Here is a 26,885-nt window from a genome sequence, read left to right as displayed (position 1 = left end):
TTTTGGTAATTTCATAGATCTTCTTTTAATATTATCCATCCATATACCAAAACACAATTCATGATTTGGTCGCAGCAATCATCAGAAACATCGGACGACGATTCTCGTCTCGCATGCCAGGTACACGCTCCATCATTTCAGCCGAAGGTTTGGACTCTTCTACCCGACGAATCTCAAAGCCAGCCTGAATCAGTTCATTCAACTGTGTCGCTAGCGTACGGTGATATTTCAGGACCGGTTCGCTCAAAAAATGAGTTTCACGCACCCCTTCATCCTGATAGTGATCGACAGGCCAATGCTGCAGTTCTCCTTGTGGACCGTAATGCCAATCCTGCTCCGCGCGAGCAGTGAAGATTGGATGTTCGGTAGATAACACCAACCACCCGCCGGGATGAAGGCACTCCCTAATGCGAGCATACACGGGGGCCAGGTGCTGTACATAATGCAAGGCAAGAGAACTGATCACTACATCAAACGTCCCTAGTTCTGGACCTACGTCTTCAATAGCCATCCGTCGGTATTCAATCCCGGAATCACCGCTTAATTCGCGTGCACGCCGCAGCATGTTTTCAGACAAATCAACGCCGACCACTGAGGCTGCCCCTTGCTCCCAGGCATAACGGCAGTGCCAGCCAAAACCGCAGCCGAGATCCAGCACTTTTTTCCCGGCCAGCACGGGCAGCATGGTGCGCAACTCATGCCATTCACCCGCTGCCTCCAATCCTTCCTTGGAACGAGGCATTTCACTATAACTCGCGAAGAAGGAAGGTTCATCATACTTGTTTTCTTTCATAATCGTTTCGTTCCTTTCCAACCATTTGGACTCTATCCTGACTCTACCACAAAAAATGCAGACATTTCGAACAATTGCACTTCAAATTTGAATATGCTAAAATACAGAACGAACGTTCAGTATAAATATAAACAGAATGAACATTCAGTTTAATAATGGAGGTCATCATGAACACGACATGGACGCATCCCTTGGAAAAACAATCGGTACAGAAAGCTTTCCTGAGCTACCTCGTGCCTTCTATCCTGGGCATGCTGGTCATCGCATTCAACTTTATTATCGACGGCATCATGGTTGGGCACAAACTTGGCTCCACCGCGCTTGCAGGCATCGGCATCGCCTCGCCCGTCTATACGCTGTTCGTAGCCATGTCGCTATGGATCGGGATGGGCGGCGCAACGCTGTACTCCAACTATATGGGAGAGAAAGAGCTTCTCTCCGCCAGACGGATTTTCACGAAATCCATTCTGATCATTCTGATCGCCACGGCAGCGATCGGGCTGACCGCCTTCTCGTTGAGGGAGCAGCTGGTCTACGCGCTTGGCGCCAATGCGGAAACGTTCCCGTATGCGGCCGATTACATGAACGTCATCCTGTTGTTCGGATTCGTGTTCACCATCGAAAACGCATTGACCATTTTCGTGCGCAACGACGGAGGTCCGCGAACATCGATGTACGCGCAGATAACCTTTGCCGCGGCAAACATCGCCATCAATTACCTCATGCTGTACGTATTGGAATGGGGTGTACGCGGCGTTGCGCTGGGTACGATCATTTCCGCGTCCTTGGCGCTGCTCGTGTTGTTGACCCATTTTCTCGGAAAAAACAATCATCTCAAGTTCACTCGCTTCAAATGGAGCAAAAAATGGCTGATGGCCATCGTGCTGATCGGGTTCCCGAGCTTTTTGGCGGAATTGGGCATGTCCGTCTTTTCCGTCGCCCATAACATTTCGCTCGATCGGCTGGCCGGCACGGACGGCGTCGCCTCTTTTACGGTGCTGAACTACATCCATGGCGTCGTGCTTCTGGCCTTCCTCGGTTTGGCTTCGGCGGCGCAGCCGCTGGTCAGTTATTATTATGGTGCCAAACAGTTGGACCGGGTCAAGCTGACGCTGCGGATCGCGTCCGGCACGGCGCTGGGGTTCGGCGTATTGCTGCTCGTCGTCGTACAGATCGGCGCATCCTTTTTTGTGCAAATCTTCGGCAACTTCAGCGCGAGCGTGATGGACAACGCGGTTTATGGACTGCGTATCTTTACCTTTGCTTACCTGTTCATGGGCATTAACTTCGTTATGAGCACATACTTCCAATCCGTCGGCAACGCCAAAATGGCCATCTGGATTACGGCAGCGCGCGAAATGATCATCATGGTTGCGCTGATCGCGATCCTGCCCGCATTTTCCGGGGTTACCGGCGTATGGCTGGCAGTACCGCTGTCCGAAATGCTTGTCCTGCTGACCATCGGCATCTATTACCGCAAACGTTCAATTCATGAAAGATTAACGGGATTAACGATGAGCGATTAAGAGGTTTATCCCCTGCCTGGGGCAAAGTCCCAAAAACCGTGACAATGACCATCGCGTCCGTCACGGTTCTTTGAGATGTCAATTTCAGACTAGATCAGGCCATACTTCGCAAAACTGTTGTACAGCCCGTCATTATCCAACGTGTCCGTAATATCGTCGGCAATTTCCTTGAGCCCCGGCTTGGCATTGCCCATGGCGATGCCCACGCTGCAAAATTCGAGCATCTCGGCATCGTTCATGCCGTCTCCGATCGCCATTGTGTCCTCCACGGACCAACCATGGTGCTCCAGCAAATCGGCGATGGCCACCGCCTTGTGAATGCCGGGAATCATCATCTCCCCGCTGTCTTTGCCAAAGATCGGCACCGTGCATTGGATGACCTCGAATTGACCCGCAAATTGTTTCTTAATTTGCTCGAAAGGTACCCGGCTTTCCAAGAAAGACACCTTGTTGACGTCATCCTTGTACAAGTCGCTTTCGCCATACGTCAAGCCCGCGATGAACGGGTGCGGCGTTTTTTCCATTTTTTCGCGGGCCGCCGGATCGTTCTCGACATCGCCGTAGATCAGCTTTTCCAGCCGGGCCTTGAGGTTGCGGCTCGCATATAAGGCCGAGTTGGATTCCAAATAAAAGTCCACATCGTGTTCGTTGAAAAAATCCACCATCCGGCGTACGTCTTCCGGCTGCACTTTTTTATGATACAGCGGCGTACCGCCGATCTCGACATATCCCCCGCCTGCGCCGATCAGTCCATCGAACCCGATGTCCCATATGGCGTCGTAAATTTCGGCTTTGGAACGCCCTGTGCACAAATATAATAAATGCCCATTCTCCCGCGCGGCACGGCAAGCCTGCTGTGCCGACTCCGGCACGATGCCGTCATCCCCGACCAAGGTGCCGTCGATATCGATAAATACGATTTTGCGCTTGTCCTGACTCATGAATGCACTTCCCCCTTCTGAGACGCGATATGGCAGCATAGTGTCTCCATGATCCAAAAGACGACCAGACGATTACGCTCCATAAGGCCAGTGTACAGGCTGGAACGCGTTCCAAGTCAAGCCGTTTGTCCACGGATTGTCAAGGATAGTCTTGTTAGCCCTGTGCCCTTCTTTGCCGTCACTCCCATTTCCGCATCAAGAGCTCCAGCGGACCGCGACTATGGCGTTTGTTCCAATACACCGAAAAGGCGACAGCGGCAGCGTAAAAGAGGCAAGCATGAATGGTCGACAATATGACGCTGCCATTCTCCAATATGCCCAGCAGTTGAAGCGGGGCAAGTCCGATCACGACGTGGGCCACATAATGTGTAAGGGAGAGCTGCCCCGTGCTGGCCAATACTTGGAGCGACTTCCTGTCCTTCCATTGCTCGGCCAATTGAATGCATAATGCAAGCACAGTCAGTGCCCATGCGGCCGCGGCAAAGACATAGATCAGGTTTGGCGGCATTGGTTTGCTGCCGAACAGCGCCTGAGCCGCTTCAGCTCCCAAACCAGATGACAATTTCCGAACGAGAAAGCCGGAGCAGAACTCAGTCACTACCGCAGTACTCGCGGCAATTGTGAGCAAGCGGCCTCTTGGCTCTTTCCTTATAAGCCAGTCCTTCCGGCCGAGCCACAACCCGAGCAGAAAAAACGCCAACCACGGAAATAACGGATGGAATCCGTTAAACAGCAGGTTGCGAACGAATCCAGGCCATGTCCACAGCCCGGCATATTCATGGTAATCCGCTGACCAGCCGTAACTGTAATCGAAATATAATAATTGAAAACACGTTGTTATAAGAACAAAAACCATCCATCCAAGCAGCTTTTTGTCCGATAATCGGAGAAAGTGCGCCGACAGGGTAATAAATAAGGCGTAGTAGTGCAGAATGTCCGCGCTCCAGCCGATTCCCAGCAGGCTGATTCCAGCAACGAAAAGAAAGGATGCCCTGCGGTATAACGTCTTCCGGCTTGCCTTCAACAGCTCCTCATTTCCGGAAGTCCTCGCCCGGGCCGTCATAAGCGACACCCCGATTCCGGCGAGGATCACGAACAGCGCGGAAGCCCTGCCCTCAAATAGCCCTGTTGATATCCTCAACCAATTCGGGCCTGCATCCTGTGCTCCCATGGCCAGTTTATAATTGACGATGATCATGCCGATGATGGCAATGGCTCTCGCCAAATCCAGACCGACAATCCTTCCGTTCGGCGGCTTCGGTTTCAAATCCTATCCCTCCCCGTATCAAAAGTTCCCGGAACATCCGGTTTCACGGCTGCACTTTCTGGTGTGGATGAAGGTTTTGCAGGAAATCTGCGATTTCATCCATGTACCCCTTTGGCGTGATGTTCCTTGGCACAAATAAGCTGTTCAACAACGCGATTCCCCATTTCTTTTTCATGTGTCTTTGCATTCCTTTCTTGCGAGTAATCCAGACCTTCATGTATCATCTCATTCCATTCTCGTTCGCCGAACAACCACGCCATGAATGTGCTGTGCCGGGCTCCATAACGTCACCGCCGCTGCGATCAACTCGCGCTAGCAGCTCGTAATGTATGCTTTCTTGGGTGAACAGTGACAGATACGACCTCTCCACAAGGATTTGCGGCCCGGTTAGAACAAGGGAGCTGCGGTCAGCGAAGTCCTGAAATTGGTCAAAATGTTGCTGCAGGCCTTCTTCGTCATGAATCGAGAACCTGTAGGACAAATATTCGCCAGCCGGGAGAACCACGTCCCCGTCCGTGTCTTGCACTTCCGTGCACAGCCGTACGCGATGGCCTCCCTCATATACGTAATGAATGTCCGTTTCAAACAGCTCTGGCAGCGGATCGGCCCGCTGGGCTAACATGCGCGCATCGACATCCGCCTCGATGTCTGTTTCGAACCACGAGGACAGAACAGATGGATCACGCTGAACAACTTCGAAGAAAGAAGCCTCCTGCCCATAACGCTCGTTCTCGTCCAACAATTTGTGGATAAAACCGCTTAATGTTCGCAATCGCTCCATCTCGGCTTCCATCCTGGAAAGAGACTGCCGAAGCAACCGCCGCATATCGTCCGGGGTTCCTTCTTCGCTCCAATCCCGGATCGCTTGCACGGACAAACCCGTTTTGCGCAGCAGCAAAATATGTGCGAGCCGATAAATTTCGTCCATGCCATACATGCGATATTGATTGTCGTCCATGTAAGCCGGAAACAACACGCCCTTTTCCTCGAAATAACGAATCTGATGGACGGACACGCGCATCAGTTTTGCAAGCTCGCTAATGGTAATCTCCTTTTTCACTGTTTGTCCCTCCTGTTCTTTTTCCTTGGATTTGACTCAAGCATATACCTTAGGTCTGACCTAAGGTCAAGTTATGAAACACAAAAAAAACGAAACCGGACATTCACAAGCTAGAGTCCGGTTTCGTTGGTATGATCTTTAGTTACCCCTGCCCTGCCTATACATTAGACGCTAGTGCCTGCTGCAGTCTTGGAAACACGCGCAGTGCATTGTTATAAAATACATCTTCCCAGTGCTGCTCGGGAATCAGGTTCTGTACGAACCGAATATATGGTTCAAGCGGTACCAGCGGCCAGTCCGTGCCAAACACGAGACGGTCATACTTCTCGGCAAAGACAATGGCGCGTTTGAAATGGTCCACGTACGTCTGCTCGCGCTGCAATCGTTGCACCTTTGCCGCATCCCCGACAATCCAGCCGGACAGATCGGCATAAAGATTCGGATTTTTCTCGAGCAAAGCCGCCGTATCCATCACCCACGGATCACCGAGATGGCATATCATAAAGGTCAGGTTGCGGTGTTTCATGAACGTCTCTTCCATCGAGAGCGGATGGGAGTATTTCAACAACCCGTGATCCGAATACGTCAGCCCTCCATGAATGACGATGGGAAGCTCATAAGCGGAAGCCAAGCGATATACCGGATCGTAAATCTCGTCGCCGACGTTAAAATGGTAATATCCCGCATATAACTTGATCCCCACCACGCGTTCGGAACGCAGGGATTGCTCCAGCGCTTCAATTTGACCATCCTGATGCAAGGTTAGCGGATTAATGCCGACGCATGTGTATATGTTATCCGGCAACAACGGCTCCAGATCAAGAAGCATCGGATTAAGGGCGGCAGCGTCCGGAAACAGACCTTCTTCCGTTTCCGTCACACCCATGCCTACCCCGGCGATTACGCCGGCGTTCCTGAACTCCTCCAGCAGGCCTTTCGAAGTATATTCGATGGATGCCTGCGTCTGTGCAGTCTCTTTGAACGCCGCGATGTTGGAGTAGTGAATGTGCGCATCAATGATTTTCATCCCAAGCAGTCCTTTCTATTTCAGGTTGGCATCGTCAAAACGAAGGGCCTGCAAATCCGCGTAGGCGTCCTGCATCGCGGGCAGATCCGAAATGATGCAAAAATGGGGTTTGCCCATTTTTCCTTGACGATCCGGAACGAACAATTTTTCGATATTCACGGAAAAGGATAACTCGTTATTGATTACGGTTTCCACCGATTCCAATCCGGGATGGGAAACGGTCATCAAGCGCTGCTCCCTTTCCCGTGATCCATATTGAATGATGCCGCTGGCGCTCTTCGCTTCCAATTGAACCCGGCCAGCCTTGTATACGACCCCTTCCCCGGACTGATCCTGAACGTATACGCGGCAATCCTTAATATCCCGGCTTGCCTGGCAGGAGGTATAATGAATCAGGTGCAGCGGATGCAGCGGAGCCCCCGTATGCTGAACGATGCCAACGACCGATGCCAGCACAGGCGCGCCGGGAAGCATAAGGAAGTAATGGTGCATCGTGATCCCCTTATATTTGGCATGATGAGTAACCTTCACCGTCATTCGGATACCTGACCAAGCATTGCCCGCCGAATCCTTCATTTCCGCAAACGAAACCTCGCGAGGTTCCTTCATCAGGCTCGATTCGGACATGCCGATGATTCCGGCCGTAATTCCCCCGGTCCATGGATTCCACCACGACTTCGGCCCGGCCTGCGGGTAGGAAGACTCCAGCCATTCTTGCCCGTGATATTGCAGAGAGAAGAGCGCCGGTGCATACACGGAACTGGCTTTAATCCGCAGAACGCCATTGTCGGCCATGCATAGATCGCCATGCTCCGATGGCTCTGTCTGGAGGATTACGCCGTCTCCCGTGACCGGAAATACCGCACGATGCCGTTTCACTTCGTAATCTTCCATATCAAGCCGGACGGATACGATATCGGCCTCCAGTGCAGGCTTCGCGTTTAACGGCAAAGCCACAACGGTGCGTTGTTCCTCTTCATACACGAGTTGCGATGCCGGGACAATGCCTTCCTTTACGGACGAAACGTGAATTTCGCCGGCCAACAGCGTATTTTTCCGTTCTACAATACGGGCGGCAGCCTCTCCATGTATGAACGGATTGCGATCGTTAACGATCAGCTCCAGATGTGCCGTTGTATGCAGATCGGTGCCCTTCTCGCCCTTCAACGCAAACGCACGGAAATCGCGCCAATCTTGCCATGTCCCCACGGCGATCCGAATCGGTTCGGTCTGAGCAACGCTCTCCGCAGGGAGCGGTCCCAATTCGTGTTCAAGTCCATAAAGCCAATTTTCTCTGGTGAGCTGTCTGCCTTCAGGCCATGTGATGCCTCTTGTATGGTCTCCTTGTTTAGCATACAGCCAATTCTCGGTGAATTGGGTCAGTTCCCAATAATCTTTGTCGGCGGCATCCGGGCTTTGACCTGCATCCACATATTGTCCCTGATACGGAATAATCGCGCCTTCCAAGCCAAAATGAAATTTTTCCTTCATATATAATGGTTCCGTACGCTCAGGTGCAGCATCACTGTTACGAACGATAAAATGACGGCTGATCACGCCGTTATTATGCAGCTGCACAACGAGGGTGAGATTTAGATGAAATGAAGCAATCTCATAATCGGCTTCCATGATCATGGCACCTTCATGCCGCCAAGCAACACGCGCTGCCCGTTTCTTCTCAAAAGCATCGCTATACGGCAAACCAAAGCTTGGGAAACTAAGCGAAATGACATCTTTGTTCCCCCCATAAATCGAGATCATCGGCTGGGATTTTCCTAACCGGACCGAATAAGGGCCATTGGAAATCATCCATTCCTGTTCCGTTTCTCCGCCAAAGGCCGCATGGATCCCCTGAAAAACGATGCTTGTTTTTTGCTGATGAACCCGTTTCTTTTCGCTGTCCGTTATACTGTAAATGCCTACCTTATGATGCCATATACCATATTCGAGCAGCTCGGCCTTCACCGCGATCGACTGTCTGCCTTTGGCCGGAACTGCGATCCGAACGGTCGGCTGCACGAAGGCGAGAATACCATCCGAAGGCAGCTCGAATTCAAACACGCCATCCGCCGCGTATTCGTTCTCCACGGTCAGGTCAAGGTTGTACGTTTGGCCTGCATGCAGGGGCAGTTGGGGGGCATGAAACTTGATTTTTACCGGATACTTGGGCTCAATTCCGATTTTGAACGTCGCTTGTTTGCCATTGATCCGAAGTTCGGCTTCCACCACCGGATGCGTTTCGAAGGGATTCTGGTCTTCCTCCACAGGCTGCACGAAAAAAGTACCCTCAATGGTTCCGGTTTGCTCAACGTTCATGCTCTCCTGCAAGTCAAAGCTGATCCCGGCATTGCTAACGCTTTGCACATCTACAGTGAGCGGTTTGCCGCTTTTGTTTACGGCTTTGTACATGATGGGATAATGGGCGCCGAACGGAAGCTCATGCTGCTCGGGAATGCTTGCTTCAATTAAATAGTCCTCGGTTTCAATGAGGCGCAGTCCGCGCCCCGTGCGCTCGTACTCCATTTTGAGGTAAGTGGAGCCTTTGCTCCATTCGTAAGTGAAGTAATCGAATCCGCGTTCTTGGCGGCCATCCGGGCTGATGACGATCTCCCGCAGGCTATCGGCATACCAATCCAGTTCATCGAAATAATGCTTCACGGCCTCGGTCTGGAGCACCGAAGGGATCAGGTTCATGAGATGCGTCGTGTCATCCCGCCGCTCCCAGAAAAATCCGCATTTTTTGTACGCAGGCACGGCTTTGGTGTTTCCAGCCCAAGTATATAAATCCAATCGCGGCCAACCTCGTTTGATCGTTTCGTCCAACGCGCGCAATATAAGCCGTTTTCCGACTTTGCGGCCGTGATAATCCGGGCGCACGTTCAACAATGGAATATAAAGCGCTCCTTGGTCTTCTTTATAATGGGAGAAACTGCAGTATCCGACGACCTCGTCGTCAACCATGGCCAAAAAAACGTGGAGGTACGGGCTATTTTGGTGTTCTTTGATGATTTGTTCCTCCGTCCGGACCGTGCTGTCGCCTCCCCAGCTGTCCTGGCTCATATTCCACATTTTTGCGACGGAAGCAGCGAAGGCTGGCTCATATTCAACGATTTCCACTTCTTTTGCACTGATCATTCAAACGTTCACCTCCAGAAAAATGGCTTTTGCTTAAATACGGACTGAAAGTTCGGTATGTAAAAAAATCAAACCATCCTTCTAAAGCTTGTCCCCGTATATATGGAGCAGCTTCGAATGGAAGCTTGATTCCTTTATCATACAAAATTATACAGGAGCCATGTGTCTTCTATGTGAACTTTTTGTTAATTCTGGAAAAAATGGACCTGCAACAAAAAACCGGACCCCTATATAGGAATCCGGTTGGTATGCGATCGCGCTCAAGCAGGCTGTCGGAGATCATTGATCCACCGTTCTGCCTGAGCAGCGCTGAGTCGTATAATGAAAAAAATAAATCAGGCCAATCTCGTTTTGAAATCTTCATAGCCAAATTGGCGAACCACTTCGCAATCGCCGTCTTTTCGGCGAACAGCGATAGCTGGCAGCGGCATGCCGTTGAACGTATTCGTTTTGACCATGGAATAGATCGCCATGTCTTCGAATACCAGACGGTCGCCTTCTTTCAGCGGCTGATCGAACGAATAATCGCCGATCACGTCGCCAGACAGGCAAGTTTGCCCGCCCAAACGGTACAGGTACGGCTTCTCGCCTGCTTCTCCCGAACCGACAAGCGGTGGGCGGTACGGCATTTCCAGTACGTCCGGCATATGACATGTCGCCGATGTGTCGAGAATGGCGATGTCCATGCCATTTTTGTGGAAATCCAATACGGAAGTGACCAGGAAACCCGCGTTCAGCGCAACAGCTTCACCCGGCTCCAGATACACTTCCAGGTTGTATTTCTCCTGCATACGTTTGATGCAGGCTTCCAATCTCGGAATGTCGTAATCTTCGCGCGTGATGTGATGCCCTCCGCCGAAGTTGATCCATTCCATTTGCGGCAGCCATTGTCCGAACTTCTCTTCCACCGCGTTCAGCGTCGTCTCCAGATCGTCGGAATTTTGCTGGCACAAGGTGTGGAAGTGCAGTCCGGAGACGCCGTCCAGCAGCTCGGCGCGGAAATCTTCGTGTTTGGCCCCGAAACGGGAACCCGGGGAACAAGGATCGTAGATTTCGTGGCCGACCTGGGTCGAGCATTCCGGGTTAATGCGCAGCCCTACTTTTCTGCCAGCCTGAAGCGCCTTATCTTTGAACTTCGCCAGCTGCGAAAACGAATTGAAAATAATGTGGTCACAGATCGAGATGATCTCATCGATCTCGTCCTCGCGATAGGCCGGGGCGAAGACATGATTCTCTTTGCCCATTTCCTCATGGCCCAAACGGGCTTCGTACAGCCCGCTTGCGGTTGCGCCGCTCAGGTATTCTCCGATGAGCGGATACATCGCCGTCATGGAGAAGGCCTTCTGAGCCAGCACGATTTTCGCGCCAGTACGCTGCATGACACCGTTCAGGATTTTCAGGTTTTTCTCAATCAGTGCTTCGTCAACAACAAAACATGGTGTCGGTAATTGCTCGAACCGCATCTTAACGTACAAGCTCCGATTCTTTTGCTTCTTCCGGCAGTTCGTCAACGAGAACCGGGTTGAAGTCTTCTACCCAAGGAAGGCCCCATTTGTTCAGTTCTTCCATGAATGGATCCGGGTTGAACTCTTCCACGTTGTATACGCCCGGTTTATTCCATTTGCCAGTGATGACCATGGCAGCACCGATCATGGCCGGAACGCCAGTTGTATAAGAAATCGCTTGGGAGCCAACCTCTTTGTAGCACTCTTGGTGATCACATACGTTGTACACGTAGTACGTTTTGTCTTTGCCGTCTTTTTTGCCTTTGAAAATGCAGCCGATGTTCGTTTTGCCCACGGTGCGAGGACCGAGGGACGCAGGATCAGGCAGTACCGCCTTCAGGAATTGCAAAGGAATGATTTGTTTGCCTTCGAACTCGATCGGTTCGATCGAAGTCATGCCCACGTTTTCCAAAGCTTTGAGGTGAGTCAGGTAACTTTGGCCAAAAGTCATGAAGAAACGGATGCGTTTCAGGCCAGGAATGTTTTTCGCCAGGGACTCGAGCTCCTCATGGTACAGCAGGTACATGTCTTTTTCGCCCACTTCTTTGAAGTCGTAGACACGTTTGATTTCCATAGGTTTGGTCTCGATCCATTCGCCGTTCTCCCAATATCTTCCGTTCGCCGAAACCTCGCGAATGTTAATCTCAGGGTTGAAATTGGTCGCAAACGGGTAACCGTGGTCGCCGCCGTTGCAGTCGAGAATGTCGATGTACTCGATTTCGTCGAAGTAGTGTTTCAGCGCGTATGCGGAGAATACGCCAGTTACGCCTGGGTCAAAGCCGCTGCCCAGCAGTGCCGTGATGCCGGCTTTTTCGAAACGCTCCTTGTATTCCCATTGCCATTTGTATTCGAATTTCGCCGTATCTTCCGGCTCGTAGTTGGCTGTATCCATGTAATGTGTTTTGGTTGCCAAGCATGCATCCATGATCGTCAAATCCTGGTAAGGCAAAGCCAGGTTCATGACGATATCCGGTTTGAATTCATTGATCAGGGCGATCAGCTCTTCAACGTTGTCTGCATCCACTTGTGCAGTCGTGATTTTTGTTTTGCCGCCATCCAGTTTGGCTTTAAGATCGTCGCATTTGGATTTCGTGCGGCTTGCGATGCAGATTTCCTCGAAAACTTCGCTGTTTTGAACGCATTTGTGAACTGCTACGGAAGCTACGCCGCCCGCGCCGATGATTAGTGCTTTACCCATTTTCCATTCTCCTAACCCAAGTGAATTTTTTTGATTTGTTTTGAACTCAGTTCATTTAGCTTTCCCAGTTCCGTTTCTAACACAACAAAAAAAGCAAGTGCAAAATGGCCTAATCGCGCATCATCACACTTGCTTGTCGATATACATCATTAAAAAGGCGTCACGTTCCATGACCACAGAAATTCCGTAGAATGTTCCTGGCGGAAAGCTCCTTCATGTATATCAATATTGGATCAGAGTCTATATAGCAAATAATTCGCCTTTACCACTCTTATTGACCGTTTCACAAGTTGATGTGCAGATGCACTGGTTGTAAAGTAACCAACTTATAAAATTTGAGCTTTTAACTCAATCAATAAGGCAACATTTCGTTGCCAATCGGCATTTGACCCGGCTGTCCGTATGGCCTTGACTCTTGAGGAGTGGTCAAAAATTATCTGCTGGAAAGTTCCGATTCAATGTTGATATATCCGCTTTCCAAAATCACAGGTTATACAATATCAGACGCTGAAGAAAAAAACAAGTCATTTTTATAAAAACATTTTTATCCAGCGAAGACGTCATTCTTAGACGCATATGACATAATCACGCCGAATGTAGCACCGATGTTCATTTCATGTATTGGTCCACTTGCCCGAACACCAACTTTACGAACTGGCTGGGACCGGGAATGCCCGGCAGCAGCAGAAGCACGATGGACAGAATTACGGCTCCGGCCATAATGCCTGCAACCACCCATCTCTCCCGCCGCTGCGGGGTGTTTTTCCACTCCCCATATACTATGGCCGCTGCCAGCAGCACGATGCCGACTATCGAGGCTGATTTCATTGCATCTTCTCCTTCATCCCAATATGGATATGTGCTCAGTCGGCACTTTGTTCCGTAATTCCTTGAGGATCGGTCGATTTCCCGGTGCGGGCAATGCGAGCGCGGACGTCGACCTTCACGTCAAGATTCGAGAAAACGGCGTCCCATTGCCGATGTCGTTCTTTCCATTGCTCGGGATAGTGCCTGCGAAATTCGACCGAAAATTTATACAGATCGGCTTGCAGCTCGTGCTGGGCAAGTTCAAGCGCTTCCTCCGCCAATGCCTTCAGCCTGTCTGACCAAGCCTTTTCGAGTTCCTTCATCTTGGAAGGGTCGGTCAAGTTGGCGTTGGTCGTGTTCAATACGACTTCTCCTTTTGACCGGACTTTGATCTCCATGGACCAGTCCTTTCCCTTGACGTGCGGGATCAGTTCTGTTTTCATTTCGAAAGGACGGATGGAAAATGCCCCCTTCTCCCGCTCCAATTCAACCGGCATGATGATATTATTCAATTCGTTGGACAGCAGCAGCATCCCTATGCTAAGCGGCTCTTTGGCGGTCCGGACATAGCGGCCGTTCTTGTATATGCTCAGGCCTTTGATGTAAGGCGTCGTCGTTTGTTTGCTTTGCCCCGGATCAGGTGGAAGAATGAGCATCCGGGACAAAATGGCTGACCGGCTCGGGCCCTCGATGGACTGGGCCAAATCCAGCACGGTCACTCGCGTGCCCAGCCCCATGTTTGCCATCTCCCGCAAGGATTCGGCAGAGCTTCTTTCGAGCGGGTCCAGCAGGGCCAGCAATTCCTTGGTCGGCTCTGCGCTGGAAAAAACGTAAGCGTGCTCGCGGAACTGCGGATATCGCAGCAAAAAATCGATATATTCCCGCAGTCCCTGTTTTCCAGCCTCTTCGCTGATGACAACAACCTCGCAGTGGCCCCAAAACATGTTTCGGGGGACCTTTCGCTGCAGCCGGTTCAATGCTTCGGCAATGGTGCTTCCTTCGGCTGTCCGCACCATGGTAACCCCGCTCGGGCTGCTCTCTCCAGCTCCGCCTGTGCCTCCGCCCGCTCCTCCACTCGCTTTGCGGGGAATGAAAATCTGGGCCGTCAGCTCCACTCTGCCATCTTCATAGTCAATGCCTGTGGCAAGAACGATCGCCAAATCGTTGATCTCCTTCCGGTCCCAGCAACCGGCCAACAACAGGCCTAAACCGACTAGAACGATTGCATATCGTTTTAATCTCCCGTTATTTTTCATGCTTTTTTGCCATCCCTTGGAGTCCGCTTGAACATGTTCTTTAGCAGTGCAAGTCCGTAAATCATGGCCGGGAGGACCAATAGGACAGACATCGTGTACACATTGGCCGATGCGCTTACGAGGCCAGCGACTCCAAGGCCATCCGAGGCTAACCAGTATGCAAATACCATGCATAAAAATGCAAGAGGGAATACGAGCGGTTTGTAATTATCCAAGCCGAACCATTCCGCCGTGGACGTCGCGAATATGTACAGAAACACGGAGATTTTAACGAAGATGCCGAAAATCCAAATGCCGATGACAACCGCCTCGATATGCTGCAGGAAATCGGCAATCGTGATGTAACGCGCAGCAATCATAAACGGAAAGGCAAAGCTGTCCGTCAAATCCCCCAACAGGAACAAGCAGAACAAATTGGTAACAATCATGGCCCCTGTTGTCAAAACAAGCGAAAACATCATCGTTCTGGCCGGATTCTTCTTCCCGTCAAGATAGGGAAGCAGGAAGGCAAGCACGATGTACTCGCTAAACCAGGCGGCCGGAGCAACGGCTCCTTTAAATATGGGAACAATCCCGTTCTCCAGGAAAGGCAGCAATTCGCCCAGATGAAGCTCTCCAATTAACAAGATGAAGATCAGGCACATCAGAATAACCAGAATCGACACAAACACCTGCGAAGTTCGCCCAACCACTTCGATGCCCAGCCGCACATTGATCGCGCACACCAGAACCATCGTGCCCATCACGACAAACAGCGGAGTTCGAGGAAGCGCATTGCTTGCTATGAACTCGCCGTATTCGCGAATGATCAAGCCGGTCAAGTGCGGCAAATAGAGCAGAAAAATAAAGCCTATTGCTTTACCGCCCCACCATCCTGCAATTTGCGTGCTTGACCGCATGATGGTTTGCCCGGGATAGAGCCGGTGAAGACCAAAGGAAATGCCGATGACGGCAAGTCCGACCACAGCTCCGATCAGCGGGGAAATCCACATGTCATGCCCGGCAAAATGCATCGTCATGCTTGGCACGGACAAAATGGATGTCGCCAGAATCGCCGGGAAAATCATGAAAGCCAATTGTGCCGACGATATTTTGCCTTTGTCTGTCAGCATAACAAATGCCCCTTTCATGAATGCTGTATGCAATTAAACTGTATAAACCGCTGCGACTGCCGATTCATTTCGGACTACCTTTGGGCGAAGGGCGCCACCAGACATCCTTGAGGCTGCGGACTGAGGTCGGCGTTGCTGGAGACAGATATGGCACACCGAAGGAACGCAGACTGCTTAAATGGATAACGATGAGGATCAGGCCGAGCATCACACCCGTAAGGCCCAGTGTGCCCGCCAGCAGCATCATCGGAAAACGAAGCAGACGCGTAACGATGCTGGCCGCATATCGCGGAATCATGAAGGACGCGATGCCCGTTATGGCTACGATAATGATCATGGGGGCGGACACGATGCCTGCTGACGTCGCAGCCTGACCGATGATCAGCGCCCCGACGATGCTGACTGCGGAACCGACCTGTTTGGGCAGCCTGACGCCTGCCTCGCGCAAAGCTTCGAAGGAAATTTCCATAATGAATGCCTCCACCAGTGCCGGAAATGGAATCTCCTCCCTTGCCTTTGCGATGCTCAGCATCAATACCGTTGGAATCATCTCTTGATGGAAGGTCGTGATGGCCACGTACGCCGAGGGCAGCAGCAGCGACAGGACATAAAATAAATACCGCAGCCAGCGGATAAACACGCTCATGTACTGATCTTGATAATAGTCCTCCGGAGATTGCAGCATGGAGAATAATGTGACAGGTGCGATCAGGCTGAAGGGCGTGCCGTCCACAATCAGCGCAAAGCGGCCTTCCAGCACATTCGATGCAACCACATCCGGACGTTCCGTGGACATCATTTGGGGAAAAGGCGAGTGTTTCTGGTCAATGATCGCCTCTTCGATGTACTGGCTCTCAAGAACCTCCTTGAGATTCAGGCGATTTAATCTGGACTCCGCTTCCTTCAATAAGGAAGGATCGATAATGCCTTCCACGTACACCAAGGCTGCCTGCGTACTCGTATATTCCCCCACTGTCATTTTTTTCAGCTTTAGCGAAGGTGTTTTGATTCGTTTCCGCACCAAAGACAAGTTTACGTCCAACGATTCCGTGAATCCATCCCGTGCTCCGCGAACCGTCGATTCGGCGGCAGGTTCCTGCGGCGTTCGATTCGGTGTTTTGTATAGCGGATATACGGTTCCCGAGGTTTCCCCATCCATGAGAAGCAATACCCCTCCGTCCATAAGAGCCTGTACCGCCTGACCCATGGTATGCACCATTTCCACGGACGACATGGGTGCTTCGGAAGTGCTGGTGCCCCTCATCGTCTCATCATGCTCCAGAGCGGAGGGCGTTCCATGTGTCGTGCCATGTGTCGTTTCATGTGAAGCACCAACCGTGATCCTGACATTTGCCGCCGATTGCTGCAGCGGAGCCAATACCTGGCGCTCGAGCCTTTCCGTATCGCACAGCCCAACGCAATAAATGCATAACACAGAAGTGTGAGCTGCCGTTGTAAACGCATGAAACACCATGTCCGAACAGCCTGTGAAAATGGATCTTAGCCTCGCCTCGTCGGCCGACATGCTGCCCGTAAACGGTTCATTCAACAGCAAATCCATGGTTGTGCTCATCCTCATGCCCCCCTGTTATGCATTATCTGATGTCGTTGAGATATTTATAGGTGTCGCTATCTTTTGCGTTCCATCCACGAATTATTCATTTCAGGGAATGAAAGGAATAGCTTCTCACTCACGAAATGCAAAAATCCCGTTTCGGACACGGGGTCCAAAACGGGATCGTCGGGCTGTTATTCGCCTGCGTTTTCTCTGGTTACCAGCTTCAATTCGGCAGGGATGGATTTCTCCACCTGTTTGCCGTTCAACACATCCATCGCTGCCTGTACCGACAATTGGCCGATCAGTGCAGGCTGTTGGGCAACCGTTGCGGTCAGCTTGCCGTCCTTGATGGACTTGATCGCGTCATCGTTGCCGTCGAACCCGATGACCGGAATATCCTTGCCCGAGCTTTGGATCGCTTCAATGGCACCAAGCGCCATCTCGTCGTTGTGGGCAAATACCGCCTGTACGTCCGGATTTCCTTGCAGCAGGTTCTCCATGACATTCAACCCTTTGGAGCGGTCAAAGTCGGCAGACTGTTTGGCGATTACATTAAGCTTCTGGTCGGCCACTTCATGGAACCCTTTTCCGCGTTCTCTCGTTGCCGAAGCTCCCGGTACACCTTCAAGCTCGATAACTTTTGCACCCTCGCCCAAGTTCTCCACAAAATACTCTGCGGCCATTCGTCCACCTTTGACGTTATCGGACGCAACGAGTGCTGCTACGTCGCCTTTGTCTGCGGAACGGTCCAGCGTAATTACGGGAATGCCGACACTATTGGCCGATTGCACCGCCGTGGAGATTGCCGCGGAGTCCGCAGGGTTAATCAGCAAGGCATCTACGCCCTGTTGAATCAGATCATCGACGTCATTGGTTTGTTTGGCCGAATCGTTCTGTGCGTCAACTACGATGACTTGAATCCCCTGCTTTGCCGCCTCCGCTACCACGCCGTCCTTCAGGGAAACGAAGAACGGGTTGTTCAAGGTGGAAATGGACAGTCCGATTTTTTTCTGATCATTGCCCCCGGCAGCATCAGGCTTGGCCCAACCCGGAGGCTCCAGGGAGCATCCTGCCAGAACGATCATCATTACGCTTACAAGCAATATGGTCAATTTTTTCATGTTCGTTTCTCTCCTTAAGCCGTTTTCTTGCGATCCAGCAGGACGGCAATGGCAATGACGACGCCTTTGACAACCATTTGATAAAACGAGTTGACGCCGAGCAAGTTCAAACCGTTGTTCAACACGCCGATGATCAGTACCCCGATCAATGTGCCGACGATCCGTCCTCTGCCGCCCGAGAGGCTTGTTCCGCCGAGAACGACGGCAGCGATGGCGTCCAGCTCATACGATGTGCCGGCCGTCGGCTGCGCGGAATTCAGGCGGGAAGTCAGGATTGCGCCTGCCAGTGCGGACAGCATGCCTGCCAACGAATAAATCATGATTTTCACGCGATGCACTTTGATGCCTGAAATGATGGACGCTTTCTCGTTGCCGCCGATGGCGTACGTTTTGCGGCCAAAGGCCGTTTTGTGCAAAATCGTCCACAGAATGACAAACGTAATCAGCATCGTAATGGCCGGTACGGGAATACCGAACATATAACCCCGGCCGAACAGTTGGAACAGCATGCTGTCGCCCAATCCCGTGATCGGGTTTCCGTCCGTGTACACCAGCGTCAATCCGCGGAATACCGTCATCGTTGCCAATGTGGCGATAAACGGAGCCATCTTGCCTTTCGTAATCATCAGCCCGTTCACCATACCCATCACGCCGCCGAGCGCTACCCCGATAATGATCGACAGGATCGGATCAAGACCGGACAACATCAAGTTGGCCACGAACGCGCTGGATAAAGCCAGAATAGAGCCTACCGACAAGTCGATGCCGCCGGTCAGGATGACGAACGTCATGCCAAAGGCAATCAGCGCGTTGATCGAGACTTGACGCAGCAGGTTCAAAATGTTAAGCGGTTCCAAAAAGCTTGGATTCAATACCGATACGATAAAAATAAGAATGATCAGTCCGAGCAGCGGACCCAGTTTCTGTGTCACATTCGTCAAGCGGAAACCGCTTTTGGCGGGTTGGTTTTCTTGCATGGTTGTCATGTTACTTTCCCCCTGTAGCCAATGTCATAATGCTTTCCTGCGTTGCCTCTTCCCTTGCCAGCTCGCCGCTGATGCGTCCTTCATGCACGACCGCAATCCGGTCGCTCATGCCCAGCACCTCGGGCAACTCTGACGATACCATGATGATGGCGACGCCGCGATCCGTCAGCTCGTTCATCAGCTGATAAATTTCGCGTTTCGCGCCCACATCAACCCCGCGCGTCGGCTCATCCAGAATCAGTACGCTCGGCCCGATGCCGACCCATTTGGCGATGACCACCTTTTGCTGGTTGCCCCCGGACAGGTTACGTGCTGCCGTCTCCGAAGATTGTGTCTTGATTTGCAAACGCTTGATCAGCGTGTCGACGAAATCCTGTTCCTTTTGCCCGGAAATGAATCCTTTGCTCGAGAAGCTGAACAAGTTCGGCAAGGCCATATTTTCGCGGATGGAGAAATCAAGCACTAAACCTTCGTCCTTCCGGTCTTCCGTAATAAAACCGATGCCGTGTTTGACTGCGTCTGCCGGCTTCCGGATGTTCACTTTTTTGCCGCGCATCATGATGTCTCCGCTGTCCATCCCGTCCAGTCCGAAGATCGCCCGCATGATTTCGGTTCGCCCTGAGCCCATCAGCCCCGAAAATCCAAGGATCTCTCCTGCTCTCACCGTAAAGCTGATGTTTTGGAACAAACCTTTACTGCTGGCATTCCGCACTTCGAGGACCACTTCGCCGTACGAAGGATGACGGGACGGATATCGCTCGGTAAGCTCCCGGCCAACCATCTTCCGGACCACCTCGTCAAAGCTCGTCTCCGGGATCGGCTTGGTATCGACCGTTTTGCCGTCCCGCATCACCGTAATTCGGTCGCAGATCGTGAAAATCTCCTCCATCCGGTGCGAGATGTAAACGATAGACACCCCGTTTTTCTTCAACGAAGCGATCACGCCGAACAGCTTCTGGATTTCGCGCTCCGTAAGCGCCGCCGTCGGCTCGTCCATAATGATGACTTTGGCGTCGGTCATTAGCGCTTTGGCGATTTCAATCATTTGCTGCTGACCTACAGAGCACTCTCCTGCCGGACGCTCCAATGGGATTTGCACGGACAGTTTGGCAAACTGCTCATTGGCAAGCGCTTTCATTTGTCGCGTATTCAGCAATCCCATTGACGATGTAAGCTCCTTGCCGATGAAAAGATTATCGAGCACCGTCATTTCCGGCCAAACGTTCAACTCCTGATGAATAAAAGCAACTCCCGCTTTCTCGGCCTCCTTCGGGCTGGAAAAATACGTTTCCTTGCCGTCGATGGCGATCGTTCCCTGATCCCGTTGATGAAGGCCGATCAGAATGTTCATTAACGTGGATTTGCCGGCCCCGTTCTCGCCCATAAGAGCATGAACCTCGCCTTCCTTCAGTTCGAAATCCACTCCGCTCAGCACCTGATTGGTGCCGAACGCCTTATATATGCCTTGCATCCGAATATGCATGATGCCGTCCCCCTTTAACCGAATATGACGCCCGATTGCAAAATGCAATTGGCATACGGCGTGGCTTCACCCGTGCGGATGACCGCTTTGGCTTGCCTGGTCAGCGCTTTGAATTGTTCATGGCTGACCGACACGTCGACGGCTTCGCTTCCGAACGTCTCCGTAACGAGCTGCAATGCCGCCGGGTTGCCCTCCTTGATTTCTTGCGCCAAAACCACTTTTTCAACGACCATATCGTCTGCGATCAATTCGACGACCTCCCGAAAGCTCGGCGTTCCGAGCTTGAGCGCCAAATCGATTTTGGCAACCCCCTCAGGAACCGGAAGGCCCGCATCCGCGATCACAATCATGTCCGTATGGCCCAAATCCGACAGTATTTTGGAAATATGGCTGTTCAGCATTCCTTGCTTTTTCATTTCAGGCCTTCCTCCACTTCGTGTCGCATCGGCATGCCGCCTTGTGCCCCGAACTTTGTCACGGATAGCGATGCAGCCCGGTTCGCGAATCTAACGCTGTCTTGGAGCGGCTTGCCTTCCGCCAAAGCGACCGCAAATGCGGCATTGAACGTATCGCCTGCCCCCGTCGTATCGACTGCCTCCACCTTGTACGTCGGCACGACGATTTCTTGTTCCCCGTCAAAGTAGCGAACCCCGTTGCTGCCTTCCGTAATAAACAATTTGTTCGGATATTTCCGCAGCGCTTCCGCAGGCGTCATGCCCTTAAACAGGATTTCGGCTTCATGCTCATTCGGCGTGATGTAAGCTGCATTGTTGATGACCTCATCGGGTAATGGTCTCGCCGGGGCCGGATTAAGCAGCAGCGGAGTCCCGCTTTCCGCACAAATCTTGCTGACCCGAACAACGGTTTCTTCCGGGATCTCCTGTTGGATGAGCACGATATCGGCATTGCGGATCACGTCCGCAGCTTCATCGACATATTCTGGCGTCACTTCGCGATTTGCCGCCTCCACGAACACGATACTATTATCACCTTCGGCCAATATGATATGAGCCGTTCCGCTCTCCATATGTGTAACCGGTTTCACATTTTGCACATCGACACCGTTTCCTTTGAAGTTGTTCAAAATGTCTGTACCAAACGCATCATCGCCTACCCGGCCGATCATGGACACTTCGGCACCCAGCCTTGCCGCAGCAACCGCTTGGTTAGCACCTTTGCCGCCAGGGACGGTTTTGAAGCTGTCGCCAAGGACGGTTTCCCCCGCCCCCGGCCGTCTTGAGGAAGTAACGACCAGATCCATGGAGCTGCTTCCGATTACGCATACTTTAGCCATTTGAATTCACCTTTCTTGTCGTGCCCCGCTCAATGAAGCTGACGGGCAGCTGTATATGTTTTGTATCGATGGGCGCTTGTTCTACCAGATTGATCAGCAGACCGGCCGCTTCCCTTCCCATCTCGTACGCCGGTTGGCGAATGGTCGATAGAGCCGGTGACAGCAGGCTGCTCATCGGGATATCGTCGAAGCCGATAATCTGCAAGTCTTCCGGTACTTTTTTTCCGATTCGCAGCGCCTCATGAAGTACTGCCATCGCCGCGATGTCATTGCTGGCAATGACCCCGTCCGTATCGCCATGCTTGCTAAAAAGCTCTTCCGCCCATAATCCCACATCGTTAATCGAAAAGGAGGTGGTCTGGACTACACGATAATCCAAACCGGCTTCGCGGATGCTCTCGATCGCGCCCTTGAAGCGGTCCTGTGCAGGTTTGATATGTGCCGGTCCCTGCATGACCGTGATTCGGCGGCTTCCTCGCTTGATGATTTCCCTGGCGGCCAGCCGGCCGCCCTCTCTGCCATCTGCAAATACGGACGGACTGTCCAACGGCGTCCTGTCCAGGAAGACAACAGGGATCTTCAAGCTTTCATATATGTGAGAATGAGGATAATTCGTTGAAGAAATGACGCCGACGACGTTATTCTGAATAAAGGTTTGGATGTAATCCTGCTCCTTCTGTTCATCCTCATCGCTATTTCCGAAAATCAATCTGAATTCCTGTTCCTGCATCCGGTCCTCCACCCCGCGTGCAAGCTGCGGAAAGTAAGGGTTTGCAATATCCGGAAGCAGCAGGCCAATCAGTTTGGACTTGCGCTTGTATAAAGAACGGGCCACCTCGTTTGGAGAAAAGTTAAGCTGCTTGATGGCATCCTCCACTTTCTTGCGAGTGTCCGCATGAACATAACCTCTTTCATTAATGACCCTTGATACGGTGGCTACCGAAACGCCAGCCAAATTCGCTACGTCTTTGATCGTTGTCATTGAACTTTTCACCTCTGAATGTGTAACCGGTTACAGACATAAAAATATCACACTTTGTTTACTGTGACAACCCCTTTTTTGAAGAAACCGATTGATAACACTAATCCTTTCCCTGAAATAGGAAATGCAGAAGGAATGACCGGCGTAAGAATATTAGCTGAAAAGCCGAATAAACCACGATTAAATGAAGGGGTACACCTCATCACCTGGCCTCTAAGGTATGAAACAACTGGAAGCCTTCTGGCTGAAAACTATTCATCATAAATAAGCGGCCACTGTTCAATGAAGTACTGATCGTGGCCGCTTGAGCAAAACAAGACTTTTATGAGATTGCAGAAACTTATACGTGAAAAGGAGATCTTCTTAAGGCCAGCGTTTAGGAGTCCTTAGTAATATCGGCTGGAAACACGTCGATGACCTTTTGCAGGTCGCCTAACGGCAATCCAAGCTGATATCCAACCCGCCCACCCGAAAAATAAATGCGCTCCGCGTCTGCTGCGGTCTGGTCGATATATGTCTTGAACGGCTTCTTCATGCCGATCGGCGAGCAGCCGCCGTGTACATAACCCGTGAGAGGCAGCAGTTCCTTCTGGGCAATCATCTCCAAAGCCTTCTCCCCGGCCACTTTGGCGGCCTTCTTCAGATCCAGTTCCTTCTCAATTGGTACCATGAAGACATAGTATTCCTTCGAACGATTGGAGGTCACGAGCGTTTTGAATACGCAAGCAGGATCTCTACCGAGAGATTGGGACACTTCAAAGACATCCTGCGTTTCGTTGTCGAAGACGTTATATTCGTATGGGATCTTCATTTGGTCGAGGATACGCATTACGTTCGTTTTGTCCGTTTTTTTAGCCATTTTCATCACCAAAGCCTATTATATAGGACATCGCCGTCGGTATTCCACATCCCCGGCATTCAAAATTCACGGACCCAGACAAATCTAGACCAATTTGAAGCAGGTCTCCACATCGCTGTCCTCATCGTATGGAAATGAACACGCTCAAATGAACATAAAAAAACACACTCGAAATTATTCGAGTGTGTTTTTGAAGTGCTTGGCGGCTTCCTACTCTCCCAGGACCCTGCGGTCCAAGTACCATCGGCGCTAGAGGGCTTAACGGTCGTGTTCGGGATGGGAACGTGTGGAACCCCTCCGCCATCGCCACCAAACGATTTTGCTTTGGATTGAAAAACGATCCGCACATCAAGTGATGTACCCGTTTTTCACTCAGAGATTGCTCTCTGAAAACTGGATTCGAAACGAAACTTGCGATCTTAGAACCTGCATTTTTTTGGATAAGCCCTCGACCGATTAGTACTGGTCAGCTCCATGCATTGCTGCACTTCCACCCCCAGCCTATCTACCTCGTCGTCTTCAAGGGGTCTTACATACTGGGAAATCTCATCTTGAGGGGGGCTTCACGCTTAGATGCTTTCAGCGCTTATCCCGTCCGTACATAGCTACCCAGCGGTGCTCCTGGCGGAACAACTGGTACACCAGCGGTACGTCCATCCCGGTCCTCTCGTACTAAGGACAGCTCCTCTCAAATTTCCTACGCCCACGACAGATAGGGACCGAACTGTCTCACGACGTTCTGAACCCAGCTCGCGTACCGCTTTAATGGGCGAACAGCCCAACCCTTGGGACCTACTTCAGCCCCAGGATGCGATGAGCCGACATCGAGGTGCCAAACCTCCCCGTCGATGTGGACTCTTGGGGGAGATAAGCCTGTTATCCCCAGGGTAGCTTTTATCCGTTGAGCGATGGCCCTTCCATGCGGTACCACCGGATCACTAAGCCCGACTTTCGTCCCTGCTCGACTTGTAGGTCTCGCAGTCAAGCTCCCTTATGCCTTTGCACTCTTCGAATGATTTCCAACCATTCTGAGGGAACCTTTGGGCGCCTCCGTTACTCTTTAGGAGGCGACCGCCCCAGTCAAACTGCCCACCTGACACTGTCCCCGTACCCGATTAGGGCACCAGGTTAGAACCTAGATACGATCAGGGTGGTATCCCAACGGTGCCTCCACACAAGCTGGCGCTCATGCTTCTCAGGCTCCCACCTATCCTGTACAGATCGTACCCAAATTCAATATCAAGCTGCAGTAAAGCTCCATGGGGTCTTTCCGTCTTGTCGCGGGTAACCTGCATCTTCACAGGTATTAAAATTTCACCGGATCTCTCGTTGAGACAGCGCCCAAGTCGTTACGCCATTCGTGCGGGTCAGAATTTACCTGACAAGGAATTTCGCTACCTTAGGACCGTTATAGTTACGGCCGCCGTTTACTGGGGCTTCGGTTCACAGCTTCGGGATAAATCCCTAACCGCTCCCCTTAACCTTCCAGCACCGGGCAGGCGTCAGCCCGTATACTTCGCCTTACGGCTTCGCACAGACCTGTGTTTTTGCTAAACAGTCGCTTGGGCCTTTTCACTGCGGCCCCCTCGTGCTATTCACACTACCGGGGCACCCCTTCTCCCGAAGTTACGGGGTCATTTTGCCGAGTTCCTTAACGAGAGTTCTTCCGCGCGCCTTAGAATTCTCTTCTCGCCTACCTGTGTCGGTTTGCGGTACGGGCACCTTCATCTGGCTAGAGGCTTTTCTTGGCAGTGTGAGATCATGACCTTCGCTACTGTAATTTTCACTCCCCATCACAGCTCAGCCTTATGGTTAGCGGATTTGCCTACTAACCAGCCTCACTGCTTGGACAGGCATCCATCAGCCTGCGTCACTACCCTACTGCGTCCCCCCATCGCTCATAACGATTTACGGTGGTACAGGAATTTCGACCTGTTGTCCTTCGACTACGCCTTTCGGCCTCGCCTTAGGTCCCGACTTACCCTGAGCGGACGAGCCTTCCTCAGGAACCCTTAGGCTTTCGGCGGATCAGATTCTCACTGATCTTTTCGTTACTCATACCGGCATTCTCACTTGTATAATGTCCAGCGCTCCTTACGGTACACCTTCAACCCTTATACAACGCTCCCCTACCCCTGATCATAAGATCAAGCCATAGCTTCGGTGGTGTGTTTAGCCCCGTTACATTTTCGGCGCAGAGTCACTCGACCAGTGAGCTATTACGCACTCTTTCAATGGTGGCTGCTTCTAAGCCAACATCCTGGTTGTCTGTGCAACTCCACATCCTTTCCCACTTAACACACACTTGGGGACCTTAGCTGATGGTCTGGGCTGTTTCCCTTTTGACAATGGATCTTAGCACTCACTGTCTGACTCCCGGAAGTAAGTCTATGGCATTCGGAGTTTGACTGAGCTTGGTAACCCTTGCGGGCCCCGCACCCAATCAGTGCTCTACCTCCACGACTCTGTTTTCCGAGGCTAGCCCTAAAGCTATTTCGGGGAGAACCAGCTATCTCCGAGTTCGATTGGAATTTCTCCGCTACCCCCACCTCATCCCCGCACTTTTCAACGTGCGTGGGTTCGGGCCTCCAGTGCGTGTTACCGCACCTTCACCCTGGACAGGGGTAGATCACCCGGTTTCGGGTCTACGTCCACGTACTATGTCGCCCTATTCAGACTCGCTTTCGCTGCGGCTCCGGCTTCTCACCTTAACCTTGCACGGGAACGTAACTCGCCGGTTCATTCTACAAAAGGCACGCCATCACCCCTAAAATGGGCTCTGACTTCTTGTAAGCACACGGTTTCAGGTTCTATTTCACTCCCCTTCCGGGGTGCTTTTCACCTTTCCCTCACGGTACTGCTTCACTATCGGTCGCTAGGAAGTATTTAGCCTTGGCAGATGGTCCTGCCGGATTCATACGGGGTTTCACGTGCCCCGCACTACTCGGGATCCGTCTCGGAGAGAGCCGACTTTC

At 51.7% G+C, this 26,885-nt stretch carries 22 protein-coding genes and 2 rRNA genes (1 of these 24 running past the window's edge); 2 read left to right on the top strand and 22 right to left on the bottom strand.

Features of this window, described 5'->3' with window-relative positions; genetic code table 11:
- Positions 1 to 58 precede the first annotated feature (58 nt).
- Complete coding sequence (locus tag SNR34_RS03310) at positions 59 to 793, bottom strand: class I SAM-dependent methyltransferase (RefSeq protein WP_486181134.1); 735 nt, start codon at positions 791 to 793, stop codon at positions 59 to 61.
- A 167-nt stretch (positions 794 to 960) separates the two neighbouring features.
- On the opposite strand from SNR34_RS03310, the gene SNR34_RS03305 reads away from it, so the two are divergent.
- Positions 961 to 2,319 carry an MATE family efflux transporter gene (locus SNR34_RS03305; protein WP_343262432.1) on the top strand — a complete coding sequence of 453 codons (1,359 nt, stop codon included), beginning with the start codon at positions 961 to 963 and terminating at the stop codon, positions 2,317 to 2,319.
- A gap of 89 nt (positions 2,320 to 2,408) precedes the next feature.
- On the opposite strand, the gene SNR34_RS03300 is transcribed toward SNR34_RS03305, so the two are convergent.
- From SNR34_RS03300 to SNR34_RS03215, 18 genes are all read right to left on the bottom strand, one after another.
- Positions 2,409 to 3,260 carry a Cof-type HAD-IIB family hydrolase gene (locus SNR34_RS03300; RefSeq protein ID WP_486181133.1) on the bottom strand — a complete coding sequence of 284 codons (852 nt, stop codon included), beginning with the start codon at positions 3,258 to 3,260 and terminating at the stop codon, positions 2,409 to 2,411.
- A 178-nt stretch (positions 3,261 to 3,438) separates the two neighbouring features.
- Positions 3,439 to 4,527 (bottom strand): DUF418 domain-containing protein, encoded by a 1,089-nt coding sequence (locus SNR34_RS03295; protein ID WP_486181132.1) that lies wholly within the window; start codon positions 4,525 to 4,527, stop codon positions 3,439 to 3,441.
- A 43-nt stretch (positions 4,528 to 4,570) separates the two neighbouring features.
- Positions 4,571 to 4,702 (bottom strand): hypothetical protein, encoded by a 132-nt coding sequence (locus SNR34_RS03290; protein ID WP_486181131.1) that lies wholly within the window; start codon positions 4,700 to 4,702, stop codon positions 4,571 to 4,573.
- A gap of 45 nt (positions 4,703 to 4,747) precedes the next feature.
- Positions 4,748 to 5,587 carry a helix-turn-helix domain-containing protein gene (locus SNR34_RS03285; RefSeq protein ID WP_486181130.1) on the bottom strand — a complete coding sequence of 280 codons (840 nt, stop codon included), beginning with the start codon at positions 5,585 to 5,587 and terminating at the stop codon, positions 4,748 to 4,750.
- Between the two features lie 157 nt (positions 5,588 to 5,744).
- On the bottom strand, positions 5,745 to 6,614 hold the full coding sequence (locus SNR34_RS03280; protein ID WP_486181129.1) for an amidohydrolase family protein: 870 nt from the start codon (positions 6,612 to 6,614) through the stop codon (positions 5,745 to 5,747).
- Between the two features lie 15 nt (positions 6,615 to 6,629).
- Positions 6,630 to 9,749, bottom strand: a complete 3,120-nt coding sequence (locus tag SNR34_RS03275) for a GNAT family N-acetyltransferase (RefSeq protein ID WP_486181128.1) — start codon at positions 9,747 to 9,749, stop codon at positions 6,630 to 6,632.
- Positions 9,750 to 10,084: 335 nt separating this feature from the next.
- Positions 10,085 to 11,212: a carboxynorspermidine decarboxylase gene (gene nspC, locus SNR34_RS03270; protein ID WP_486182389.1), complete on the bottom strand. Its 1,128-nt coding sequence runs from the start codon at positions 11,210 to 11,212 to the stop codon at positions 10,085 to 10,087.
- 1 nt (position 11,213) lies between these two features.
- Entirely contained in the window at positions 11,214 to 12,452 is a 1,239-nt protein-coding gene (locus SNR34_RS03265) for a saccharopine dehydrogenase family protein (protein ID WP_236420737.1), read from the bottom strand.
- A gap of 609 nt (positions 12,453 to 13,061) precedes the next feature.
- Positions 13,062 to 13,280 carry a hypothetical protein gene (locus SNR34_RS03260; RefSeq protein WP_486181127.1) on the bottom strand — a complete coding sequence of 73 codons (219 nt, stop codon included), beginning with the start codon at positions 13,278 to 13,280 and terminating at the stop codon, positions 13,062 to 13,064.
- Between the two features lie 35 nt (positions 13,281 to 13,315).
- Positions 13,316 to 14,515 carry a Ger(x)C family spore germination protein gene (locus tag SNR34_RS03255; protein WP_339275936.1) on the bottom strand — a complete coding sequence of 400 codons (1,200 nt, stop codon included), beginning with the start codon at positions 14,513 to 14,515 and terminating at the stop codon, positions 13,316 to 13,318.
- Positions 14,512 to 15,627 (bottom strand): GerAB/ArcD/ProY family transporter, encoded by a 1,116-nt coding sequence (locus SNR34_RS03250; protein WP_339275935.1) that lies wholly within the window; start codon positions 15,625 to 15,627, stop codon positions 14,512 to 14,514. Before SNR34_RS03250 ends, SNR34_RS03255 begins: the two co-directional genes overlap by 4 nt.
- A 64-nt stretch (positions 15,628 to 15,691) precedes the next feature.
- Complete coding sequence (locus tag SNR34_RS03245) at positions 15,692 to 17,200, bottom strand: spore germination protein (RefSeq protein ID WP_486181126.1); 1,509 nt, start codon at positions 17,198 to 17,200, stop codon at positions 15,692 to 15,694.
- A 176-nt stretch (positions 17,201 to 17,376) separates the two neighbouring features.
- On the bottom strand, positions 17,377 to 18,306 hold the full coding sequence (gene rbsB / locus SNR34_RS03240; RefSeq protein ID WP_486181125.1) for a ribose ABC transporter substrate-binding protein RbsB: 930 nt from the start codon (positions 18,304 to 18,306) through the stop codon (positions 17,377 to 17,379).
- Positions 18,307 to 18,320: 14 nt separating this feature from the next.
- The gene (locus tag SNR34_RS03235; RefSeq protein ID WP_438286900.1) at positions 18,321 to 19,283 is read right to left on the bottom strand and encodes an ABC transporter permease subunit; all 963 of its coding nucleotides are present in this window, start codon (positions 19,281 to 19,283) and stop codon (positions 18,321 to 18,323) included.
- Between the two features lie 10 nt (positions 19,284 to 19,293).
- Entirely contained in the window at positions 19,294 to 20,775 is a 1,482-nt protein-coding gene (locus tag SNR34_RS03230; protein ID WP_236420730.1) for a sugar ABC transporter ATP-binding protein, read from the bottom strand.
- A gap of 14 nt (positions 20,776 to 20,789) precedes the next feature.
- Complete coding sequence (gene rbsD, locus SNR34_RS03225) at positions 20,790 to 21,191, bottom strand: D-ribose pyranase (RefSeq protein ID WP_236420729.1); 402 nt, start codon at positions 21,189 to 21,191, stop codon at positions 20,790 to 20,792.
- On the bottom strand, positions 21,188 to 22,069 hold the full coding sequence (gene rbsK, locus SNR34_RS03220; RefSeq protein WP_486181124.1) for a ribokinase: 882 nt from the start codon (positions 22,067 to 22,069) through the stop codon (positions 21,188 to 21,190). The genes rbsD and rbsK overlap by 4 nt, the downstream gene beginning before the upstream one ends.
- Positions 22,062 to 23,051 (bottom strand): LacI family DNA-binding transcriptional regulator, encoded by a 990-nt coding sequence (locus tag SNR34_RS03215; RefSeq protein WP_339275930.1) that lies wholly within the window; start codon positions 23,049 to 23,051, stop codon positions 22,062 to 22,064. The genes rbsK and SNR34_RS03215 overlap by 8 nt, the downstream gene beginning before the upstream one ends.
- A gap of 78 nt (positions 23,052 to 23,129) precedes the next feature.
- Here SNR34_RS03215 and SNR34_RS03210 point away from each other — a divergent pair, with 78 nt between their 5' ends.
- Complete coding sequence (locus tag SNR34_RS03210) at positions 23,130 to 23,315, top strand: hypothetical protein (RefSeq protein WP_486181123.1); 186 nt, start codon at positions 23,130 to 23,132, stop codon at positions 23,313 to 23,315.
- Between the two features lie 112 nt (positions 23,316 to 23,427).
- Here the strand turns inward: SNR34_RS03210 and ybaK are convergent, their stop codons facing one another.
- The 3 genes from ybaK to SNR34_RS03195 form a co-directional block, all read right to left on the bottom strand.
- Positions 23,428 to 23,910 carry a Cys-tRNA(Pro) deacylase gene (ybaK, locus tag SNR34_RS03205; RefSeq protein WP_486181122.1) on the bottom strand — a complete coding sequence of 161 codons (483 nt, stop codon included), beginning with the start codon at positions 23,908 to 23,910 and terminating at the stop codon, positions 23,428 to 23,430.
- Between the two features lie 197 nt (positions 23,911 to 24,107).
- Positions 24,108 to 24,224, bottom strand: a 5S ribosomal RNA gene (rrf, locus tag SNR34_RS03200).
- Positions 24,225 to 24,346: 122 nt separating this feature from the next.
- Positions 24,347 to 26,885: ribosomal RNA gene (locus tag SNR34_RS03195) — 23S ribosomal RNA — on the bottom strand; it runs 387 nt beyond the window's last position.

The sequence above is a fragment of the Paenibacillus sp. XP01 genome (assembly GCF_057364885.1).
Note: the sequence above shows the minus strand (reverse complement) of the source record. Positions and strands in the feature narration are given on the sequence as shown.

Excerpts from the sequence above, each read along its gene's own strand:
- SNR34_RS03310 (WP_486181134.1), bottom strand. The coding sequence starts at position 793 with ATGAAAGAAAACAAGTATGATGAACCTTCCTTCTTCGCGAGTTATAGT.
- SNR34_RS03305 (WP_343262432.1), top strand. The coding sequence starts at position 961 with ATGAACACGACATGGACGCATCCCTTGGAAAAACAATCGGTACAGAAA.
- SNR34_RS03300 (WP_486181133.1), bottom strand. The coding sequence starts at position 3,260 with ATGAGTCAGGACAAGCGCAAAATCGTATTTATCGATATCGACGGCACC.
- SNR34_RS03290 (WP_486181131.1), bottom strand. The coding sequence starts at position 4,702 with ATGAAAAAGAAATGGGGAATCGCGTTGTTGAACAGCTTATTTGTGCCA.
- SNR34_RS03280 (WP_486181129.1), bottom strand. The coding sequence starts at position 6,614 with ATGAAAATCATTGATGCGCACATTCACTACTCCAACATCGCGGCGTTC.
- SNR34_RS03275 (WP_486181128.1), bottom strand. The coding sequence starts at position 9,749 with ATGATCAGTGCAAAAGAAGTGGAAATCGTTGAATATGAGCCAGCCTTC.
- nspC (WP_486182389.1), bottom strand. The coding sequence starts at position 11,212 with ATGCGGTTCGAGCAATTACCGACACCATGTTTTGTTGTTGACGAAGCA.
- SNR34_RS03265 (WP_236420737.1), bottom strand. The coding sequence starts at position 12,452 with ATGGGTAAAGCACTAATCATCGGCGCGGGCGGCGTAGCTTCCGTAGCA.
- SNR34_RS03260 (WP_486181127.1), bottom strand. The coding sequence starts at position 13,280 with ATGAAATCAGCCTCGATAGTCGGCATCGTGCTGCTGGCAGCGGCCATA.
- SNR34_RS03255 (WP_339275936.1), bottom strand. The coding sequence starts at position 14,515 with ATGAAAAATAACGGGAGATTAAAACGATATGCAATCGTTCTAGTCGGT.
- SNR34_RS03250 (WP_339275935.1), bottom strand. The coding sequence starts at position 15,627 with ATGCTGACAGACAAAGGCAAAATATCGTCGGCACAATTGGCTTTCATG.
- SNR34_RS03245 (WP_486181126.1), bottom strand. The coding sequence starts at position 17,200 with ATGAGCACAACCATGGATTTGCTGTTGAATGAACCGTTTACGGGCAGC.
- rbsB (WP_486181125.1), bottom strand. The coding sequence starts at position 18,306 with ATGAAAAAATTGACCATATTGCTTGTAAGCGTAATGATGATCGTTCTG.
- SNR34_RS03235 (WP_438286900.1), bottom strand. The coding sequence starts at position 19,283 with ATGCAAGAAAACCAACCCGCCAAAAGCGGTTTCCGCTTGACGAATGTG.
- SNR34_RS03230 (WP_236420730.1), bottom strand. The coding sequence starts at position 20,775 with ATGCATATTCGGATGCAAGGCATATATAAGGCGTTCGGCACCAATCAG.
- rbsD (WP_236420729.1), bottom strand. The coding sequence starts at position 21,191 with ATGAAAAAGCAAGGAATGCTGAACAGCCATATTTCCAAAATACTGTCG.
- rbsK (WP_486181124.1), bottom strand. The coding sequence starts at position 22,069 with ATGGCTAAAGTATGCGTAATCGGAAGCAGCTCCATGGATCTGGTCGTT.
- SNR34_RS03215 (WP_339275930.1), bottom strand. The coding sequence starts at position 23,051 with ATGACAACGATCAAAGACGTAGCGAATTTGGCTGGCGTTTCGGTAGCC.
- ybaK (WP_486181122.1), bottom strand. The coding sequence starts at position 23,910 with ATGGCTAAAAAAACGGACAAAACGAACGTAATGCGTATCCTCGACCAA.